This is a genomic window from Microcoleus sp. MON1_C5 (assembly GCF_036701875.1).
Classification (GTDB): domain Bacteria; phylum Cyanobacteriota; class Cyanobacteriia; order Cyanobacteriales; family Microcoleaceae; genus Microcoleus.
This window is the reverse complement of record NZ_JAUBRN010000007.1, coordinates 36,363-51,513: the sequence shown is the minus strand read 5'-3', so window position 1 is coordinate 51,513 and position 15,151 is coordinate 36,363. Positions and strand designations below refer to the sequence as shown.

Here is a 15,151-nt window from a genome sequence, read left to right as displayed (position 1 = left end):
TATTTCACTACAAAGTCAACTTATCAAAAAATCCCCGCCCTATTTGCAACTAGCAAAAGTGGGGATTTTTAGTGGCTAGTTTTTTGGTTAATCAGCGGTACTTTCCTAGACGCAATCGCCACATGAAGAAGGCGCGTTTCTTAACAAAAAACCTGCGATTTCAGGCTCTTTACCAGACAACAAATTAAGGTGATGACAGCCTGCTCGCAAGTCTTGTGGTAATTTCAGCGGCAGCCAGATAAAATATTAGCCAGCACTACCCCACAACTTATTCTCTTTTGGCGTTAAAGGCTAAGACTATGCCTGCAAACTTTTTTGCTGAGTCTCGCGTCTCTAGAAGCAGCGATGCTATCTTGGTTATTACCTGTAATTATTTTTGACGGTATTTAAAAAAAAAAACGGGTGCTTCGCGCTTTTCATGTAGAACTTAGCGTTGGTAGAATCCAAGCCAAGCGTGCCAAAAATCATTTTTGGCAGCTTGCTCACACAACCCACCCACAATTTCACACTAAAAAATTATGGAATCTCTTGCTTACCTCGAACTTGCTCTTGTTTGCGAAGCACCCGCAGAGTCGAAAATTTTTGATGAGATCAAGTGGCAAAACCTATCGAGTCAGACTTACGTCCGTTTGCTGTCTCTGGCTTTGATGCTGTCGGTTTTGAGTGCAGCCGGTTCGGCTTTTGCTCAAATAGATCCGGTTTATCCGAATGTGCGAGCGGTTCAAGACAGGTTGCGGGATCTCGGCTATTTTCCCAGATCTTCGACTGGTCAACTCGGCCCGGTTACTAAACAAGCGCTGACTAACTTTCAGCGAGACTATCAACTGTCGCTGACTGGTAGGCCCGATCGAGCTACTGTGATAGCCCTCAACAGTTTTGCCAGGGACGATCGACCTTTTAATACTATTTATACAAATTATCGGGAGCTGCGTTTTGGAGACGCAGGTGCAGGTGTTTCTGCTCTCCAGCGCAGGTTGCAGCAGCTAGGCTACTTCAGCGCGCGTCCCACAGGGAGTTTTCGCGAAGTTACTCAAAATGCGGTTAGATACTTCCAGCGAATTAATCGACTGCGGGTGACGGGAGTTGCCGATAGGCAAACTTTAGCTTTGCTGTTTGGTTCCACCCGGCCTGTTCCCCCCGTTACGCTTCCAGGGAATATTTCGGGAAATGGCGGTTGCAAAGGGCTGCGGTTCGGGGACACAGGGGCGACGGTAGACTTGATCCAGCGGCAATTAAAAGCTTTGGGCTATTTTGAAGGCGGCGTTGACGGCAAGTTTCGCGAACGCACTCTCTACGCTGTGACTCGTTTTCAGCAAGATTACAATCTGGTTTCTGACGGCTGCGCTGACACTGCTACTTTGACTGCTATCGATGCCCAGATGAGGGCAGCTCAAATTACCTCATTGACTGAGGAAAATGACCAACAGACTAATTCCGGAGATTTTCTGGAGTTGGGCGACAGAGGCCGACAAGTAGAATTTGTGCAGCGGCGGCTGCAAGAATTGGGTTATTACAGGAGCCAGATTCACGGTTGGTTCGATCGACCAACTCAAGCAGCTTTGATCCGCTTTCAGAGAGATAGCGGGCTGTTCGGGACTGGAAGGGTCGATCGCAGCACTCGATCGGCTTTGCGGCAAGGCAACAGGCAGGCAGCAGCGCCTGTGCCGCAAATCGCCACTGGTCTGCGACGGGGCGATACTGGGCCTGCTGTCCGACAACTTCAGTCTTCGCTCAGAAGTCTGGGCAAAAACCCCGGCCCGGTGAACGGAGTATTTGGAGCCGAGACCGAGTTTGCACTGCTGTCGTTTCAGCAGGAACGCAATTTGTCACCGGCGACGGGTATTGCCACTCCGGCAACTTTGGCGGAGATCCAAAACGGATTAGCAGGGCGGTTAGCTGTTCCTGCTGTTCCTGCTGTTCCTGCTGTTCCAATTAGCAGTAGTTTGAACTCTCGATCGAGCATTCAGCAATTACAAAGGCGGCTGCAAGACCTCGGCTTTTACACAGGCTCGATCAGCGGAGTTTTTGATACTCCGACGAGAGACGCCCTCGATCGAGCTCAGCGCAGTTACGGGGTTAGCAGCGACGATTTGTTGAGCCAAACTTTTTAGCCCCAGGCTTGCGGATGCTACATCAAAGAAATCGGGTTTCTGCTGTCCAACTCCTTCCTGAAATGATGTATTTTTCTTAAGAAACCCGGTTTCTGCGTAACTGCGATCGCACTTGGGCTACCGATTTTTGTTAAAACTTGTAACAAGCCGTACTTGAAATGCGAAAATAGTGTACTATCACTCGACTGAATCCGGGGCGCTGCTGCCGTTGTGGGCGATCGACCTCGGACAAGACCAATTGCTGGAAACCAAAGACGGCCATCCCATCCGCAAAGCTTCGTGGCAAACCGTATGAATCGTTAGCTGGCAGTCTAGCAGGTGCAACCCAGACTTTTCAGCTTGCTTCATGCCAATTTTCAGAATCGAGTCGTTGTTAAATTCGATCGTTCTGTTGCACTGAACGCAGACTAGGTGGTGGTGGTGATGCGGGTAAGGCTGGTTTATTTCATAGTGTTTGTGACCTTCTGCGAGTTCGAGTTCGCGGAGGAGGCTCATCCTTGCCATTAACTTTAAAGTTCGGTAAATGGTGGACAAGCTAATGTTTTCTCCGCGATTTTTTAACAAAGTGTACAAATCCTCCGCACTCAGGTGATTGCCTTTGGGGAGGTTCTGAAACACGTGCAAGATGGTTTCCCGTTGGGGAGTCATCCGCCAGCCTTTGTCATTGAGTTCGGATTTGAATGAGGACGCGGTATAAAGTGCCATAGTGACCCTCTCAAGAAAGTCTGCCTATTGACAATAATACACAACGATCGAGATATTTTGCAAATATCGCAGCTTATTGAAAAAAGATTGAGGAAAAAATTTGGTTTTTGATATTTTTTGACTTTTAACAAGCTTTATGACTTGCTGCAGAGGACAGAGAAGTTGTTTAGAAGTAAATATTTTTACTTCTGCCGAATGCCTCATGCCTTCTGCACAAGTGCCGAATGCCTTGCTCCCTGATTAATCGCGCTGACTGGCCGGCAAAATTTAAGTCAGAGACTCCAGATAGTCGCGCACGCGGTTGCGACGCTTGGGTTGGCGGAGTTTTTGCAAAGCTTTGGCTTCAATTTGGCGGACTCGCTCGCGGGACAAGTCGAGCGCGCGACCGATTTCTGCCAGCGAATAGGGGTGTCCGTCGCCCAAACCAAAGCGCATCAGAATTACATCTCGCTCGCGGCTGGTCAAATCTGCCAGCAGTTGCTGCAAGTCGCGGTGCAGAGCTTCTCGCATCAGCATTTCTTCTGGGGAGATGCTGTCGGTTTCGAGCAAGTCGCCCAACTCTGTATCTTTTTCGTTGCCCACTTTAGTTTCCAAAGAAACAGAACGGGGGACTCGCAGCAAAACTTCTCGGACTTGGGGCGCCGTCATGTCCAACTCGACAGCGATATCTTCGATCGTAGCTGTCCGACCTTTTTCTTGAGAAATTTTGCGCTGGGCTTTTTTGATTTTGTTAAGTTTTTCGGTGATGTGGACGGGGAGGCGAATGGTGCGGCTTTGAGTGGCGATAGCCCGCGTAATTCCCTGCCGAATCCACCAGTAGGCATAGGTGCTAAACCGATAGCCCCGCGTCGGGTCAAACTTTTCTACAGCTCGCTCCAGTCCGAGAGTACCTTCTTGTATTAAGTCGAGCAATTCTAAACCGCGATTTTGATATTTTTTCGCCACCGAAACCACCAGGCGCAGGTTCGCCTTAATCATGTGGTCTTTCGCTTCGACGCCTTCGGCTTGAACTCTTTCGATCGCCTCTACTGTCATCTCTGCTAACTCTGCCCACTGGCGCTTGCCTTCGGACATAATTCGCTTGAGTTCTGGCACGTCACCGACACCGGCGGTTAATGCCCAGCGTTCCAGGGAAGGTTTATGCCCCAACTGTGCTGCTAACCGATCGCGCACTTCTATTAAATGCACGAAGCGCCCAATTAGCCCTTCTTCCTGGGAGGCGACGGTGTTGCGTAATTCCAGCAATTTGATATAGCGCTGAACTTTTTGAGCTTCCGAGACTTCTTCGTCTCTACCCAAGAGACGAACCCGACCTATTTCTTGAAGGTACAGGCGCACTAAATCTGTAGTGCGGCGGCTGGCATTTTTTTGCAATTTTGCTGCTGGGTCTGCATCTTCTGTCTCTGCTGGGTCTTGGTCGAGCAGTTCGTCTCCAGCTTCTTCAGCATCTTCATCCAACACATCACCTTGCAAGGGATTGACTCGCAGTTGTTCGTCGAATTCAGCTTCAGCGTAAAAAGAGGTGGCTGGCATAGTGATTTTCTCAGTTGCTCCGGGTGAAAAGATGCTACGCTTAGCGGTTATTTATAATTATGATGCCCACTTTGTTAAAACGAAGCATCACCGCTTTGTGTTTCTTTACTAACTTTCCTGACTTTTCTGCTGTTGTTCGATCGAACTTTTGCTGCCCCACTTGTTTTACCAAGATTCTGGAAAACGCTAAGAACTTTCTGATGTAACAGGTTGAATGCCCGGAAAGTGTGTTGTACTTCTTTGTTTATGTAGCTAGTATAGATAGTGACTGGCTAGAAACAAGTGACGTTAGTCAGAAGTTAAGTTAATCTTCATCACCGATAAGCAGGTTCCCGATCACTTCGGAAAATTAGCCATTTTTTTAATAAAACTTTATATAACTCGGCGCTCTAGATTAAAAATATCCTAGTGAACGCAGAAGTTTAATCCATTACAGAATATGAGCTTCAGAGTTTTTACAGTCCGCAGTACCGAGTTAGCGACTGACGCAAAAACCGGGTTTCTCGACAAAACTTCTGGATTAAAACCTAGAAGTTTGAGGAAGAAACCCGGTTTCTGGATGTCTTTTGCGTAAGTCGCGACTTTGAGGGGGCGATCGGTCGATAATTGTTTTGCTGTTGGCTGCTGCTTGCCCGGTGAAATCTTCCAAGATCACCAAGATCGGAAACCGGGTTTTTTGCACTCTGCCTGCATAGTAAGCGCAGGTTTTTCCTCGCTGTTACCGGGTTAAGCGGGTTTTAGTGAGAATGGTGCGATCGGGCGCGAGTCAACTCAAATTAAAATTGCTAGCGTGGGTAAAGTTTCATGAGTTCCCTCACCTGTTCGGCGTGATAGGAACTGCGAGTTAAGGGAGAAGCGACAACTTGCAAAAATCCCAAAGATTCGCCAAACTTTCTCCAAGCATCAAACTGTTCCGGAGGCACAAAGTTTTCTACGTTCAAGTGCTTTTGAGTCGGTTGCAGGTACTGTCCAACTGTTAAAATATCGCAGCCGACAGCCCGTAAGTCCTGCATCGCCTCCCGAATTTCGGCGTCTGTTTCCCCCAGTCCCACCATGATGCCGGATTTGGTGTAAACCCCAGGTGCGAGTTCGCGGCTTCGCTGCAATAGTTCCAAGGTGCGATCGTACTTTCCTTGCGGTCGCACCTTGCGGTAAAGTCGCTTTACGGTTTCGGTATTGTGGTTGAGTACCTCTGGCCGGGCTGCGAGAATGATTTCTAAAGCCTGCCAGTTGCCGCACAAGTCGGGAATCAAAACTTCTATAGTTGTATCGGGCATTGCCGATCGCACTGCTTGAATGCACTCGACAAACTGAGACGCGCCCCCATCCGGCAAATCGTCCCGGTTGACAGAGGTAATCACGACGTGGTTGAGTTTGAGCCGCTGCACCGCTTGCGCCAATCTTTGGGGTTCCGTGGGATCTAATGGTTGGGGCTTTTTCTCAAAATCGATGTCGCAGTAAGGACAGGCGCGGGTACAAGCCGGGCCCATAATCAAAAATGTCGCAGTACCTGCGTTGAAGCATTCGCCGATGTTCGGACACGACGCCTCCTCGCAAACCGTATTCAGGGATAAATCCCGCAAAATTTCTTTGACGTTGCCGACGCGCTCCCACTGGGGGGCTTTAACTCGCAACCACTGGGGCTTAACTGTCACGTCTGTCTCCGCCTGAGTAGTGTTTTACAAATCATTATATACGAGCTTGCTAAATTTTAACTTGAATGTGATAAGCTAAAAATATAGTGACTAATTTCGGGATGTAGCGCAGCTTGGTAGCGCACCTCGTTCGGGACGAGGGGGTCGCAGGTTCAAATCCTGTCATCCCGATTATAAAATTAAATTGGATATTCTGCAGCAAGTGAGTTTGTTTTGGGCGATCGTCCGGCTGTGTATATTTGTGGTTGGGATAAATTAATGGATCGGGCGATTCCCTACGGGATAGCTGCGCTTCACGGGCGTGTTAATTTGCCTTTGGTAAAAAATTAACTGTAGCGACTGTTTTGGCAGAGGGAATTAGAGAATAAGGCGTAAAGAATCACAGCAGCAGTAGAGAGTAGCCAACAAGTCTTTGCCTTCTCCCTCTGTGAGGATTTGGGACTGTGTTTAATCACACGTACTTGCTCAATGCTGAAAACTTTGACCAAAGTTTAAAACCGGAGGCAAGTATAAATACTGCAAGAATTCTTAAATACAAGTTCATCACGATTTACATCTTGAGATAGATGAATTAATAGGTGAATGAGCTTATAATAAAAGTTAATTGTTAGCGTGTCTTAAATTAACCCAAAACCGGAGGATATTCCAATGCAAATAAGTGGCAAAGCCTTCGGCTCATGCTCTCGCTGCGAAACACTACCCGCAAAAATAGAGGGCAGCGGAGGTCTATACCTGTGGTTTCCAGTATATCATACGCTGACCAAGGTTATTTCTGCACTCGCTAAGGCTAAACTTGAATTCAAGCTTTTAGAAGAGAGCAAGTGTTTGTACGTTATCCTTGAGGGAATAGCGAGAGAAAATTTTAACGCTCTAGCATCATCGGTGCTGACAACTCAAGAGTTGAAAGAGACAAAAGTTTTGTGGATGGCCGAAGTTGAACAGCCCAAACTTAGCGATTTTTATCGCAGCACTTCCTTAGACTCTTTTATTAATTTTAGTAACTCTGATTGGCTGTTAGATTTATTGTCCCAAGAACGCATTACTACACATTTTCAGCCCATTGTTTATACCTCAGATACTTCTAAAATTTTTGCCCATGAAGCCCTGCTCCGAGGAATTGACGAGCAAGGAAACTTAATTTATCCGGGTCGGATTTTTTCCCAAGCAGAATCAGCAGGCCTAATTTTTCAACTAGATGTTTTAGCCCGGACTCGCGCTATCCGCGAAGCCCATGTTTACGATCTCAAAGAACTACTTTTTATTAATTTTTCTCCGACTTCAGTTTACGATCCCGCTACGTGCCTGCGAAGAACAGTACAGGCTATTGATGAAGCGGGAATTCCTCACAGCAATATTGTTTTTGAAGTAGCGGAATCTCAGCACCCTCCTGATATCGATCACTTGATTAAGATTCTGAGGTTTTACCGAGAGGCGGGATTTTTAATTGCCCTGGACGATTTTGGCAGCGGTTCTTCTAATTTAAATTTGATGCACCAACTGCGTCCAGATTTTATTAAGTTGGATATGCAATTGATTCGCAACGTCCATCAAGATTATTATAAGGCACTCATTACGGAAAAGATGTTAGAAATTGCTGCTCAATTAGAAATTAAAACTGTTGCTGAAGGTGTGGAAACTTTGGAGGAGTTTGAGTGGGTGCGGGAACGGGGAGCAACTTTGGTTCAAGGTTATTTGATTGCTAAGCCGACTTCTCCCCCGATCGCAGTTACCCGCTATATTGGTGCTGAACCACTACCTATTTCTGCTTAAATGGTTTTCAGTTGCGATTTGGCGCTACATTCGCTCGTTCGCAGGCCGAGCCTCCGGATATTCATTACCAGGCTATGCCTGGTAACGAAAATAACTAGCATTTTAAACGCTCAAATTGCGCCGCAGAAAGCTTTCTAAGGATTCCATTCTCATGCCGTAAATTGATTCCAAGTTTTGCACTTCTTCGGGAGTGCAGAAATACTCGTTACCCAGCAATACGCGCAAAGTTCCTAAGTCTTTTTGAGCTTGAGGATTCAATAAACCCAAGACATTTCTCAAACCGTCAAACACAACCAGGGGCGGATTGATTACCATCGGTTCGCGATTGAATAAGCGTGCAAAAATGCGGGGAATGTCATCCCTTGTCAGCACATCCGGGCCACCGACTCGCAGAATTTGGTTGCGGGCGCCTTCGACTGTTGGCGACTCTGCGGCAATCTTGGCTAAGTCGTCGGTACTGACAACAGATGTGCGGTTTTTGCCGTCGCCAATCAGCAGGTAAAGTCCGGTTTCTCGAAATCTTTCTGCTAGCGGTAACAAGCTGGAAGCAAAACCGGCCGGCCGCAAGATTGTATAATTCAATCCGCTGTTTTGCAGGTATTTTTCAACTTCTCGCTTGGCTTTGAATACTGCGGAATCTTCGTATCCTCGATCGACTCCCAGTACCGACACAAAGACAAAGTGCTGCACTCCGGCTTCTTTGGCGCAGTCGATCAATTCTATGTTAGCGCGGTAGTGTACTGCTTGAACATCGCCGCCGGTGCCGTGGGTGCTGATGATGTATTGCACTCCTTGGCAGGCTTTTTTAATATCTTTGTCTTGTTTTAAGTCGCCGATAAAAATCTCGGCGCCTCGGTTTTCTAGTTCTGAGTAGCGAGATGCGAGGCGAACGAATGCGCGGACAGGCTTTTCTTGCTGTCTGATTTCTCGTACAATTCGGCGGCCTAGTGCGCCTGTTGCTCCGGTTACTAAGAACATGATTTTTAGTTGTTGGTTGTTACTTACATCTTGCACATTTCTCAAGAACAGGCAAGATGCCTGTTCCACAAAGAGTGAATTTTCTTGTGGGGTGGGCATCCTGCCCGCCCATAAAAGGCTTATTGAGAATGGTGCAATATTTCAGTTTCTATTAACCTTATAACTTATAAATCAAATTTCGACAATTACGGGGGCGTGGTCGCTGGGTTTGATTAATTTTCTGGGAGCAACATCTATTGTACAGTTTTTTGCTTGTTCGTACAGGGGAGGGCTGAGATAATGGTGGTCGATTCTCCAGCCGTTGTTGCGGGGAAATGCGGCGGCGCGGTAGTCCCACCAGCTATAATGACCTCCTTCTGATGTGAATTTGCGAAAGGGGTCATTTAATCCTAATTCTATGATTTCTGTGAGTGCGAGGCGCTCGGCTACTGATAGGCCGACGGAGTTAGCATTGGCTTTGGGATTGTGGATATCTCGATCGTCCGGGACGATGTTGAAGTCGCCGCAAATGCACAAGTTAGGGGATTTATCTAGTGCTATTTTGAGGTATTCTTGCAGCAGTTTGAGCCACTTTAGTTTGTACTCATATTTCTCGCTGCCAACTTCGGAACCGTTGGGAACGTATACGCAAATAATGCAAATATCGTCTATAACCCCGGCTATTAGGCGTTTTTGTTCGTCAAAAATACCTGCGGTTTCGTCGCCGAGAAGGGGGGCAAATCCGCTGCTGATTTCCGACATGGGCGATCGGCTAAAAATGGCAACGCCGTTGTAGGATTTTTGACCGGAAATGTAGCAGTTGTAGCCGAGGTTGGTGAAGGGTTCTAGGGGGAAGTCTTTGTCTATAACTTTGGTTTCTTGGAGGCAAAGAACGTCTGGGGAGTTTGTTTGCAGCCAGCTAGTAACGTGTTCTAGGCGGGTGCGGATTGAGTTGACGTTCCAGGTGGCGATTTTCATTTTTTGTTTGTTATATACTCTCTGATTACGGGCGCGATCGTAAAGTGCGATCGCCCATTTTGTTGTACTGTTTCAACTAATGACCGTCGTCCTAAAGATTGCATGACATTTAATAGTTCTGCTCGTGATATTTGCAGGTTTTCTGGTATTTTTGAGATGTCTGCTGGTTCGGGGGTACTTGCTAGCCAACCCATAGCTTGTTGTTCGGATGCGGTTAGGCGATCGCACTGCTGGTGCAGGAGAGATTCTAAGTCACCTAAGAATAGGGTATCATAGGAGAGGAATTCGGAAACGCTACCGCTGAATAAGTCTTGAATCATAGTTGCAATTATATTTAACCATAGGGGATTGCCTCGGTAAAGGTCGATCAGTTCTGACCATTTCTCCGGTTCTGCTAAACCTTTTTCTCTGAATATTTCTTGTGCTTCCGCGCCTAAACCGTTGAGTTGCAGAGATTTGCAGGGGCGGTTTTCGCCTTCTAATGCGGCGATTTCTCTGGGTTTTTCCCAACTCAGGAGAATTAAGCAACTGTTGTGGGATGATTCTGCTATTTGTTTAAAGAATGCGCCGTAATTTTCATATCCGGGTTGGTAATTTCCTGCGAGTTGTTGGCTGCTGAAGATTGTTTGCACATCATCGAGGATGATCAGACAGCGGTGCGATCGTAAATAGTTGATTACCCCCCCCAACCCCCCCTTGCTAAGGGGGGGAGAAAGAGGTTGAATCTCTTCGCCGCGCCTGGGAGAAAGAGGTTGAATCTCTTCGCCCCCCCTTGATAAGGGGGGGTTGGGGGGGTTAGTTTCTTGCTGCTGGGAGAGGAATTTAATTAAGTCGGTTTCGAGTGAGGCCAGGGGTGGCGCATTGCGGAGGCTTCGCCAGATGATGTAATCGAATTTGTGTTGAATTTGTGAGATTAGTTGGAGAGTAAGGGCGGTTTTGCCAATACCGGATAAGCCTAAAATGGTGATGAGGCGGGTGCGGCCCAAAATCCAGTTTTCGAGGGTGGTGAGTTCGGATGTGCGGTTATAGAATAGGTTAGGTTCTGGTGCATCAGCTAAATCTAAATGTACTTTCGGTTCGGAATTGCTTGTTTTTTCGTTAAATCTATCCTTGTCTTGCGGTTCAGGTTGTGAGATTTTTAGGGAGTGCAAAGTCTCAGCGGAGACGCTACCAATTTGTATATAGTCTTTCCCGAAACATGAGATATTGGAAAATCGCCAATTTTCAAATTTTTCTCTAAAATTTGCTTTGCAAACCTCTTCATCTTCTAATGCAACTGATAAAAGTTTCCATAATTTAAAGCCAACCTCTTTAACGTATTTCTCTGAACGGTTGTGATGCTGTGCAATTTCTTTATATTTCTGATTGTTCCAAGCGCCACGTAATATAGCTTTTTGCAGACTATCTAAATGTTTTCCCGTAGTAGTCAAAGCTAGATAGTCAACAAATTCTAAGGCTTCTTCAACGTCCATCGGTCAGCCAGATGCAAGGGGTTGACCTGATTGTAACCCAACTAAATATGACTTTTTCAGTAGCAACCAACTAAATGTGACTTTTTATGACCTAGTTGGGATGGAAAACAACTACTAAATATGACTTTATATGGCTTGACAAGCTTTGGTATTTAGGAAAGAATTTATACTTAAGACAGTAAAAGGTTATGCTAAGCGCTACTGGTATCTAACGGTTATGACACAACCGAATATTTTGGAACTCGCGAAACAGGGAGATGCAAAGGCGATCGCGCTTCTGCTGAACCGCCAGCTACAAGCCAAGGGCATCACCGCCGCAGCTTCCCTTAAGGATGGTTGTTTACAGGTGATGCTGGAAGCGGCAGAAGCGCCTAGTCAGCAAGTCTTGGCCCCGTGGGTGAGTAAGTCGATCGCTGGTTTGGGGGCTGCATCCATTGAGAAAGTCAAGGTTTACGGGCGACAGACGGGCGCGAAGGTGCCGGCGTGGAGTCAAGAGTTTGAAGTGGCGGGGCAAAATTTGCCTGTTGCAAATGTCACAGAGGGGCGGGCAAGTTCTAGTGAGAATACGGAGTCAAATCAGCTTAGTTTGAAGGAACGGGCTAAGCTTGGGGATGTGGAGGCGATCGCATCTTTGTTAAATCTTCCGTTGCAAAATAAGGGAATTACGGCGACTGCGAGTTTGCAAGACGGTTGTTTGCAAGTGATGCTGGAGTCGGATGTGGTTCCTGATGAGGAGGTTTCTATCAGGATTGTCCGCAGGGAGTTGACGAATTTGAAGGCGGGCGCGATCGCTTCTGTGAAGGTTTACGGGCAGCAGGCGGGTGAGGATTTTCCGGCGTGGAATCGAGAGTTTGAGCTAAAGGCAGAAGTTAGTTCAGATTCAAAAAAATTATCAACAGATAAATTTGCAAATTTGACTGATCTATTGACTCCGATTATTGATTTGCTTAGAGAACGAAAATTTAAAGAATTGTTAGACATCGGCCAAAATTATATTAATGAAAATCCCGAGCGTCAAAAACGTTGGATTGTAGTAGGAGTTATTGTCTTAGCAACTATAACCTTTAAAGGAATACCTTTTTTAGGTTTCAATCACAATATTAAAGGATCACTAACACTCAAGGATGACTTCTTCGGTGGAGTGGGTCAGTTTTGTAATGGAAAAGGAGGTTACGGGGATATTAAAAGTGGTAGGCAGGTGCTAGTAAAAGATCATAAAGGAGAAACTATTGCGACTGGAGAGTTAGGCATAGGTAAAATAATATCTGATAACCACTGCCAATTTTCTATCGAAGTGAATGGTATAAGAAAAGCAGAGTTTTACACAATTCAGATCGGTAGGCGAGGCGATCTGACCTACTCATATCAAGAGATGAAGGATAAAAATTGGGAGCTAAACGTGTCTTTGGGTGATTGACTTACTGTAACCAATCCAAATATTGAAGAAATTAAAATGTCTGACCTAAGCTCAAGAACCACCGAACACCTAGACTACCCATTCCTATTAGTCACACACATGGTCTGTGCGGATCAGCAGATTCATAGTGAAGAGTCGAAAGCACTACGCGAACTAGCAATGCAGATCAGCGCTTCTCAACGCACTCTAGCTGAGATGGAAAAAATTCTGGCTCAAGATGAAAACCACCTTTCTGTAGAAGATTTAGCTCGGAAAGTGTCGCCCGGTGAGCAAAGTGAGGCCATGTCCCAAATGTTGGTTATCGCCTATGTTGACGGTTTCTGTTCAGCATTAGAGCGGGAGATGGCGGAACAAGTAGCAGGGATTTGGAACTGGTCACCGGGAGAAGTACAGCGACAGCTTGCAGAAGCAGGAGCCTTCGCTGATACCCGATTCATAGGCGAACACAACCAACAACAGAAAGTCTCTTTCTGTGCGCGTTTCCTTGCAGGGGCTGATTCTCTACTTTCACGCGCATTGGTGGATAATGTAGCAAAGCTCACTGGGTGTGAGGAAAAAGTTGAGCAACTGCGGCGAGAAATTCTGTTAACGGGGCAAGAATATGACGAGGCGATTCGTCAGTGTGCAGTCATCGCTGATGAGGATTACAAATTTGCAGAATTGGCACTTAAAAGCACTTTATCAGCACTTAACAATTTGGACGCAAATATTCAAGTTGCTATCGAAGACATCAAACATAAAACAGGTGGTAAAGATCAAGCTACTACTGCTAAGGAAGTCGCAAAGCAACTTGAGGATACTAGAAACTCTCTGAGTGCCGAGATTATTAAAGAAATTAAGAGTGTACGGGAGTCGCTTCGGGCCAAGGAACGCGCTCTCAATCATTTCAGCATCACTTTTATGGGCAGAACTAAGGCAGGAAAAAGCACTCTTCACGCCATCGTTACAAATGATGGGTGGGATGCGATCGGTGTAGGCAAGCAGCGCACAACTCGGTTGAATCGGGTGTATGAGTGGAAGAATCTTCGGATCATTGATACTCCTGGGATTGGGGCTCCGGGTGGCAAAAGTGATGAAGAAATTGCTAAAAGTATTATCGACGAGTCAGATGTGATTTGTTATGTGGTGACAAATGACAGTATCCAAGAAAGTGAGTTTGCTTTCTTACGATTATTGAAGGAAAAAGCTAAGCCACTAATTATTCTGCTGAATATCAAGAAAAATCTGAGCGATCCTCGACGGTTGGAGCATTTTTTACAGAACCCTGATAAAGAGTTTGTTATGGAGGGTCAAAGCGGTATTGGTGGGCACATTCAACGTATCCGCCGCTACGCTCGTGAGCATTATGCTAATGACTATTTCGATATTGTTCCTGTGATGCTGTTGGCGGCGCAGCTTTCCCGCAAACCAGAACACGCAAAGAAGAAACAGGAGCTTTTTAAGGCAAGTCGGATACAGGATTTTCTTGATTTAATCCGTGTATCTCTGGTTAATCATGGGGCAATTCGTCGCTCTCAAACTCTGCTAGGTTCTACCGTAGGCGCTATTGATAATCCTTATAAGTGGGTTAATCAACAAGCTTTAGTCTATGAAAAATGGACAGAGACGCTGAAAAATAAGCGTGAGGAAATCCAAAAGAACATCCAAACAGCAGCTAAGGATGCTAAAGACTCTTTATTGCAACAAATCGAGAGGATTTTTCAAGATGCTATAGAAGCCGTTCCATCTTTTGCAGAAGATCATTGGAACCGTAACGAAGTTACCATGAAGCTGGGATGGGAACAAAAACTAAAATCCCTTCGATTTGAAAATCGATTAAAAATAGCTTATGAAGAGGCTAGCAAAAAATTTAATAAGGAAGTTCAGGAAGCTCTTGAGGAAATAGGAAATGAATTACAGCTAATATCTCAACTTGGCAGCAGTGATTTCATCTTTAATGAGCAGGATTCAAACAATTTTCAAGATTTTGTCCGAATTGGTGGAAACCTTCTAGGGATAGCAGGAATTATAGCGTTCTTCGTCGCCCTTCCTTTTGCCCCCGCTATCGGGATTTTAACTGCTGTGGTTAGCGGGATTGCCGGAATGTTTAAATCCAGAGATGAAAAGCGACGCGAGGCTGTTCAAAATATTTCAACTTCATTGGAAATTCAGCTCAAGACTCAGAAGCAAAACACTCTACAGCATACTCAGCGGGAATTTGGTAAATATTCTGATTTTGTAACCAAAAATATCAATATCTATTTTGAAGAATTGATAGCAGGACTAGATGGGCTCGCGACTCATCTTGAAGAAGCAAAAAAGAAGTTATCGGATTCAGAAAATTATCTAAATCGTGCTTATGCCAAGCGAATCCTTGACTGGTGTGCTGGAAAACATGAAACTCTGACAGATGAGTATATCAACCAAACCATTGCTACAGTCGAACGAGATTTCGGGCGCAACATGAAGATTGTCACAAAATCCCAAGTTCAACAACTAAAATCATTAGAGGATATTAAACACATCCTTCAAGAGGATATTTCCTTTAGCGATCTCAAATCTCCCAAATAAGGA

General features: G+C 45.8%; 9 protein-coding genes, 1 tRNA gene and 1 pseudogene. 5 read left to right on the top strand and 6 right to left on the bottom strand.

All coding sequences use genetic code 11. The annotated features are described in order from the left end of the window. The first annotated feature begins 518 nt into the window (after positions 1-518). A complete protein-coding gene (locus tag QUA71_RS05240; RefSeq protein WP_333282997.1) occupies positions 519-2,111 on the top strand; it encodes a peptidoglycan-binding protein in 1,593 nt (530 codons plus the stop codon). Positions 2,112-2,288: 177 nt separating this feature from the next. Here QUA71_RS05240 and QUA71_RS05235 read toward each other — a convergent pair whose 3' ends face one another. The 3 genes and pseudogenes from QUA71_RS05235 to lipA all read right to left on the bottom strand — a co-directional run. Next, on the bottom strand, positions 2,289-2,816 hold the full coding sequence (locus QUA71_RS05235; RefSeq protein ID WP_333218594.1) for a transcriptional repressor: 528 nt from the start codon (positions 2,814-2,816) through the stop codon (positions 2,289-2,291). A gap of 267 nt (positions 2,817-3,083) precedes the next feature. Further along, entirely contained in the window at positions 3,084-4,349 is a 1,266-nt protein-coding gene (gene sigC, locus QUA71_RS05230; RefSeq protein WP_006632309.1) for an RNA polymerase sigma factor SigC, read from the bottom strand. 785 nt (positions 4,350-5,134) lie between these two features. After that, positions 5,135-6,010 (bottom strand): annotated as a pseudogene (lipA, locus tag QUA71_RS05225) (lipoyl synthase); the annotation flags it as partial. A gap of 91 nt (positions 6,011-6,101) precedes the next feature. Between lipA and QUA71_RS05220 the strand changes: the two are divergent. Continuing rightward, positions 6,102-6,175 (top strand) — tRNA-Pro (locus tag QUA71_RS05220). Between the two features lie 477 nt (positions 6,176-6,652). After that, a complete protein-coding gene (locus tag QUA71_RS05215) occupies positions 6,653-7,774 on the top strand; it encodes an EAL domain-containing protein (RefSeq protein WP_333282992.1) in 1,122 nt (373 codons plus the stop codon). A 102-nt stretch (positions 7,775-7,876) separates the two neighbouring features. On the opposite strand, the gene QUA71_RS05210 is transcribed toward QUA71_RS05215, so the two are convergent. The 3 genes from QUA71_RS05210 to QUA71_RS05200 form a co-directional block, all read right to left on the bottom strand. Continuing rightward, entirely contained in the window at positions 7,877-8,752 is an 876-nt protein-coding gene (locus tag QUA71_RS05210; protein ID WP_333283207.1) for an SDR family oxidoreductase, read from the bottom strand. A gap of 171 nt (positions 8,753-8,923) precedes the next feature. Beyond that, entirely contained in the window at positions 8,924-9,709 is a 786-nt protein-coding gene (xth, locus tag QUA71_RS05205; RefSeq protein WP_333134152.1) for an exodeoxyribonuclease III, read from the bottom strand. Further along, positions 9,706-11,181: an ATP-binding protein gene (locus tag QUA71_RS05200; RefSeq protein WP_333282989.1), complete on the bottom strand. Its 1,476-nt coding sequence runs from the start codon at positions 11,179-11,181 to the stop codon at positions 9,706-9,708. Before QUA71_RS05200 ends, xth begins: the two co-directional genes overlap by 4 nt. A 217-nt stretch (positions 11,182-11,398) precedes the next feature. Between QUA71_RS05200 and QUA71_RS05195 the strand changes: the two genes are divergently transcribed. Together QUA71_RS05195 and QUA71_RS05190 are read left to right on the top strand one after the other, a co-directional pair. Then, a complete protein-coding gene (locus QUA71_RS05195; protein WP_333282986.1) occupies positions 11,399-12,598 on the top strand; it encodes a hypothetical protein in 1,200 nt (399 codons plus the stop codon). Positions 12,599-12,634: 36 nt separating this feature from the next. Continuing rightward, entirely contained in the window at positions 12,635-15,148 is a 2,514-nt protein-coding gene (locus QUA71_RS05190) for a GTPase (RefSeq protein WP_333282983.1), read from the top strand. The last annotated feature ends 3 nt before the right edge of the window (positions 15,149-15,151 follow it).

Bases quoted from the DNA above. Each gene is read 5' to 3' on its own strand.
- QUA71_RS05240 (WP_333282997.1), top strand. From the start codon at position 519: ATGGAATCTCTTGCTTACCTCGAACTTGCTCTTGTTTGCGAAGCACCC.
- QUA71_RS05235 (WP_333218594.1), bottom strand. From the start codon at position 2,816: ATGGCACTTTATACCGCGTCCTCATTCAAATCCGAACTCAATGACAAA.
- sigC (WP_006632309.1), bottom strand. From the start codon at position 4,349: ATGCCAGCCACCTCTTTTTACGCTGAAGCTGAATTCGACGAACAACTG.
- QUA71_RS05215 (WP_333282992.1), top strand. From the start codon at position 6,653: ATGCAAATAAGTGGCAAAGCCTTCGGCTCATGCTCTCGCTGCGAAACA.
- QUA71_RS05210 (WP_333283207.1), bottom strand. From the start codon at position 8,752: ATGTTCTTAGTAACCGGAGCAACAGGCGCACTAGGCCGCCGAATTGTA.
- xth (WP_333134152.1), bottom strand. From the start codon at position 9,709: ATGAAAATCGCCACCTGGAACGTCAACTCAATCCGCACCCGCCTAGAA.
- QUA71_RS05200 (WP_333282989.1), bottom strand. From the start codon at position 11,181: ATGGACGTTGAAGAAGCCTTAGAATTTGTTGACTATCTAGCTTTGACT.
- QUA71_RS05195 (WP_333282986.1), top strand. From the start codon at position 11,399: ATGACACAACCGAATATTTTGGAACTCGCGAAACAGGGAGATGCAAAG.
- QUA71_RS05190 (WP_333282983.1), top strand. From the start codon at position 12,635: ATGTCTGACCTAAGCTCAAGAACCACCGAACACCTAGACTACCCATTC.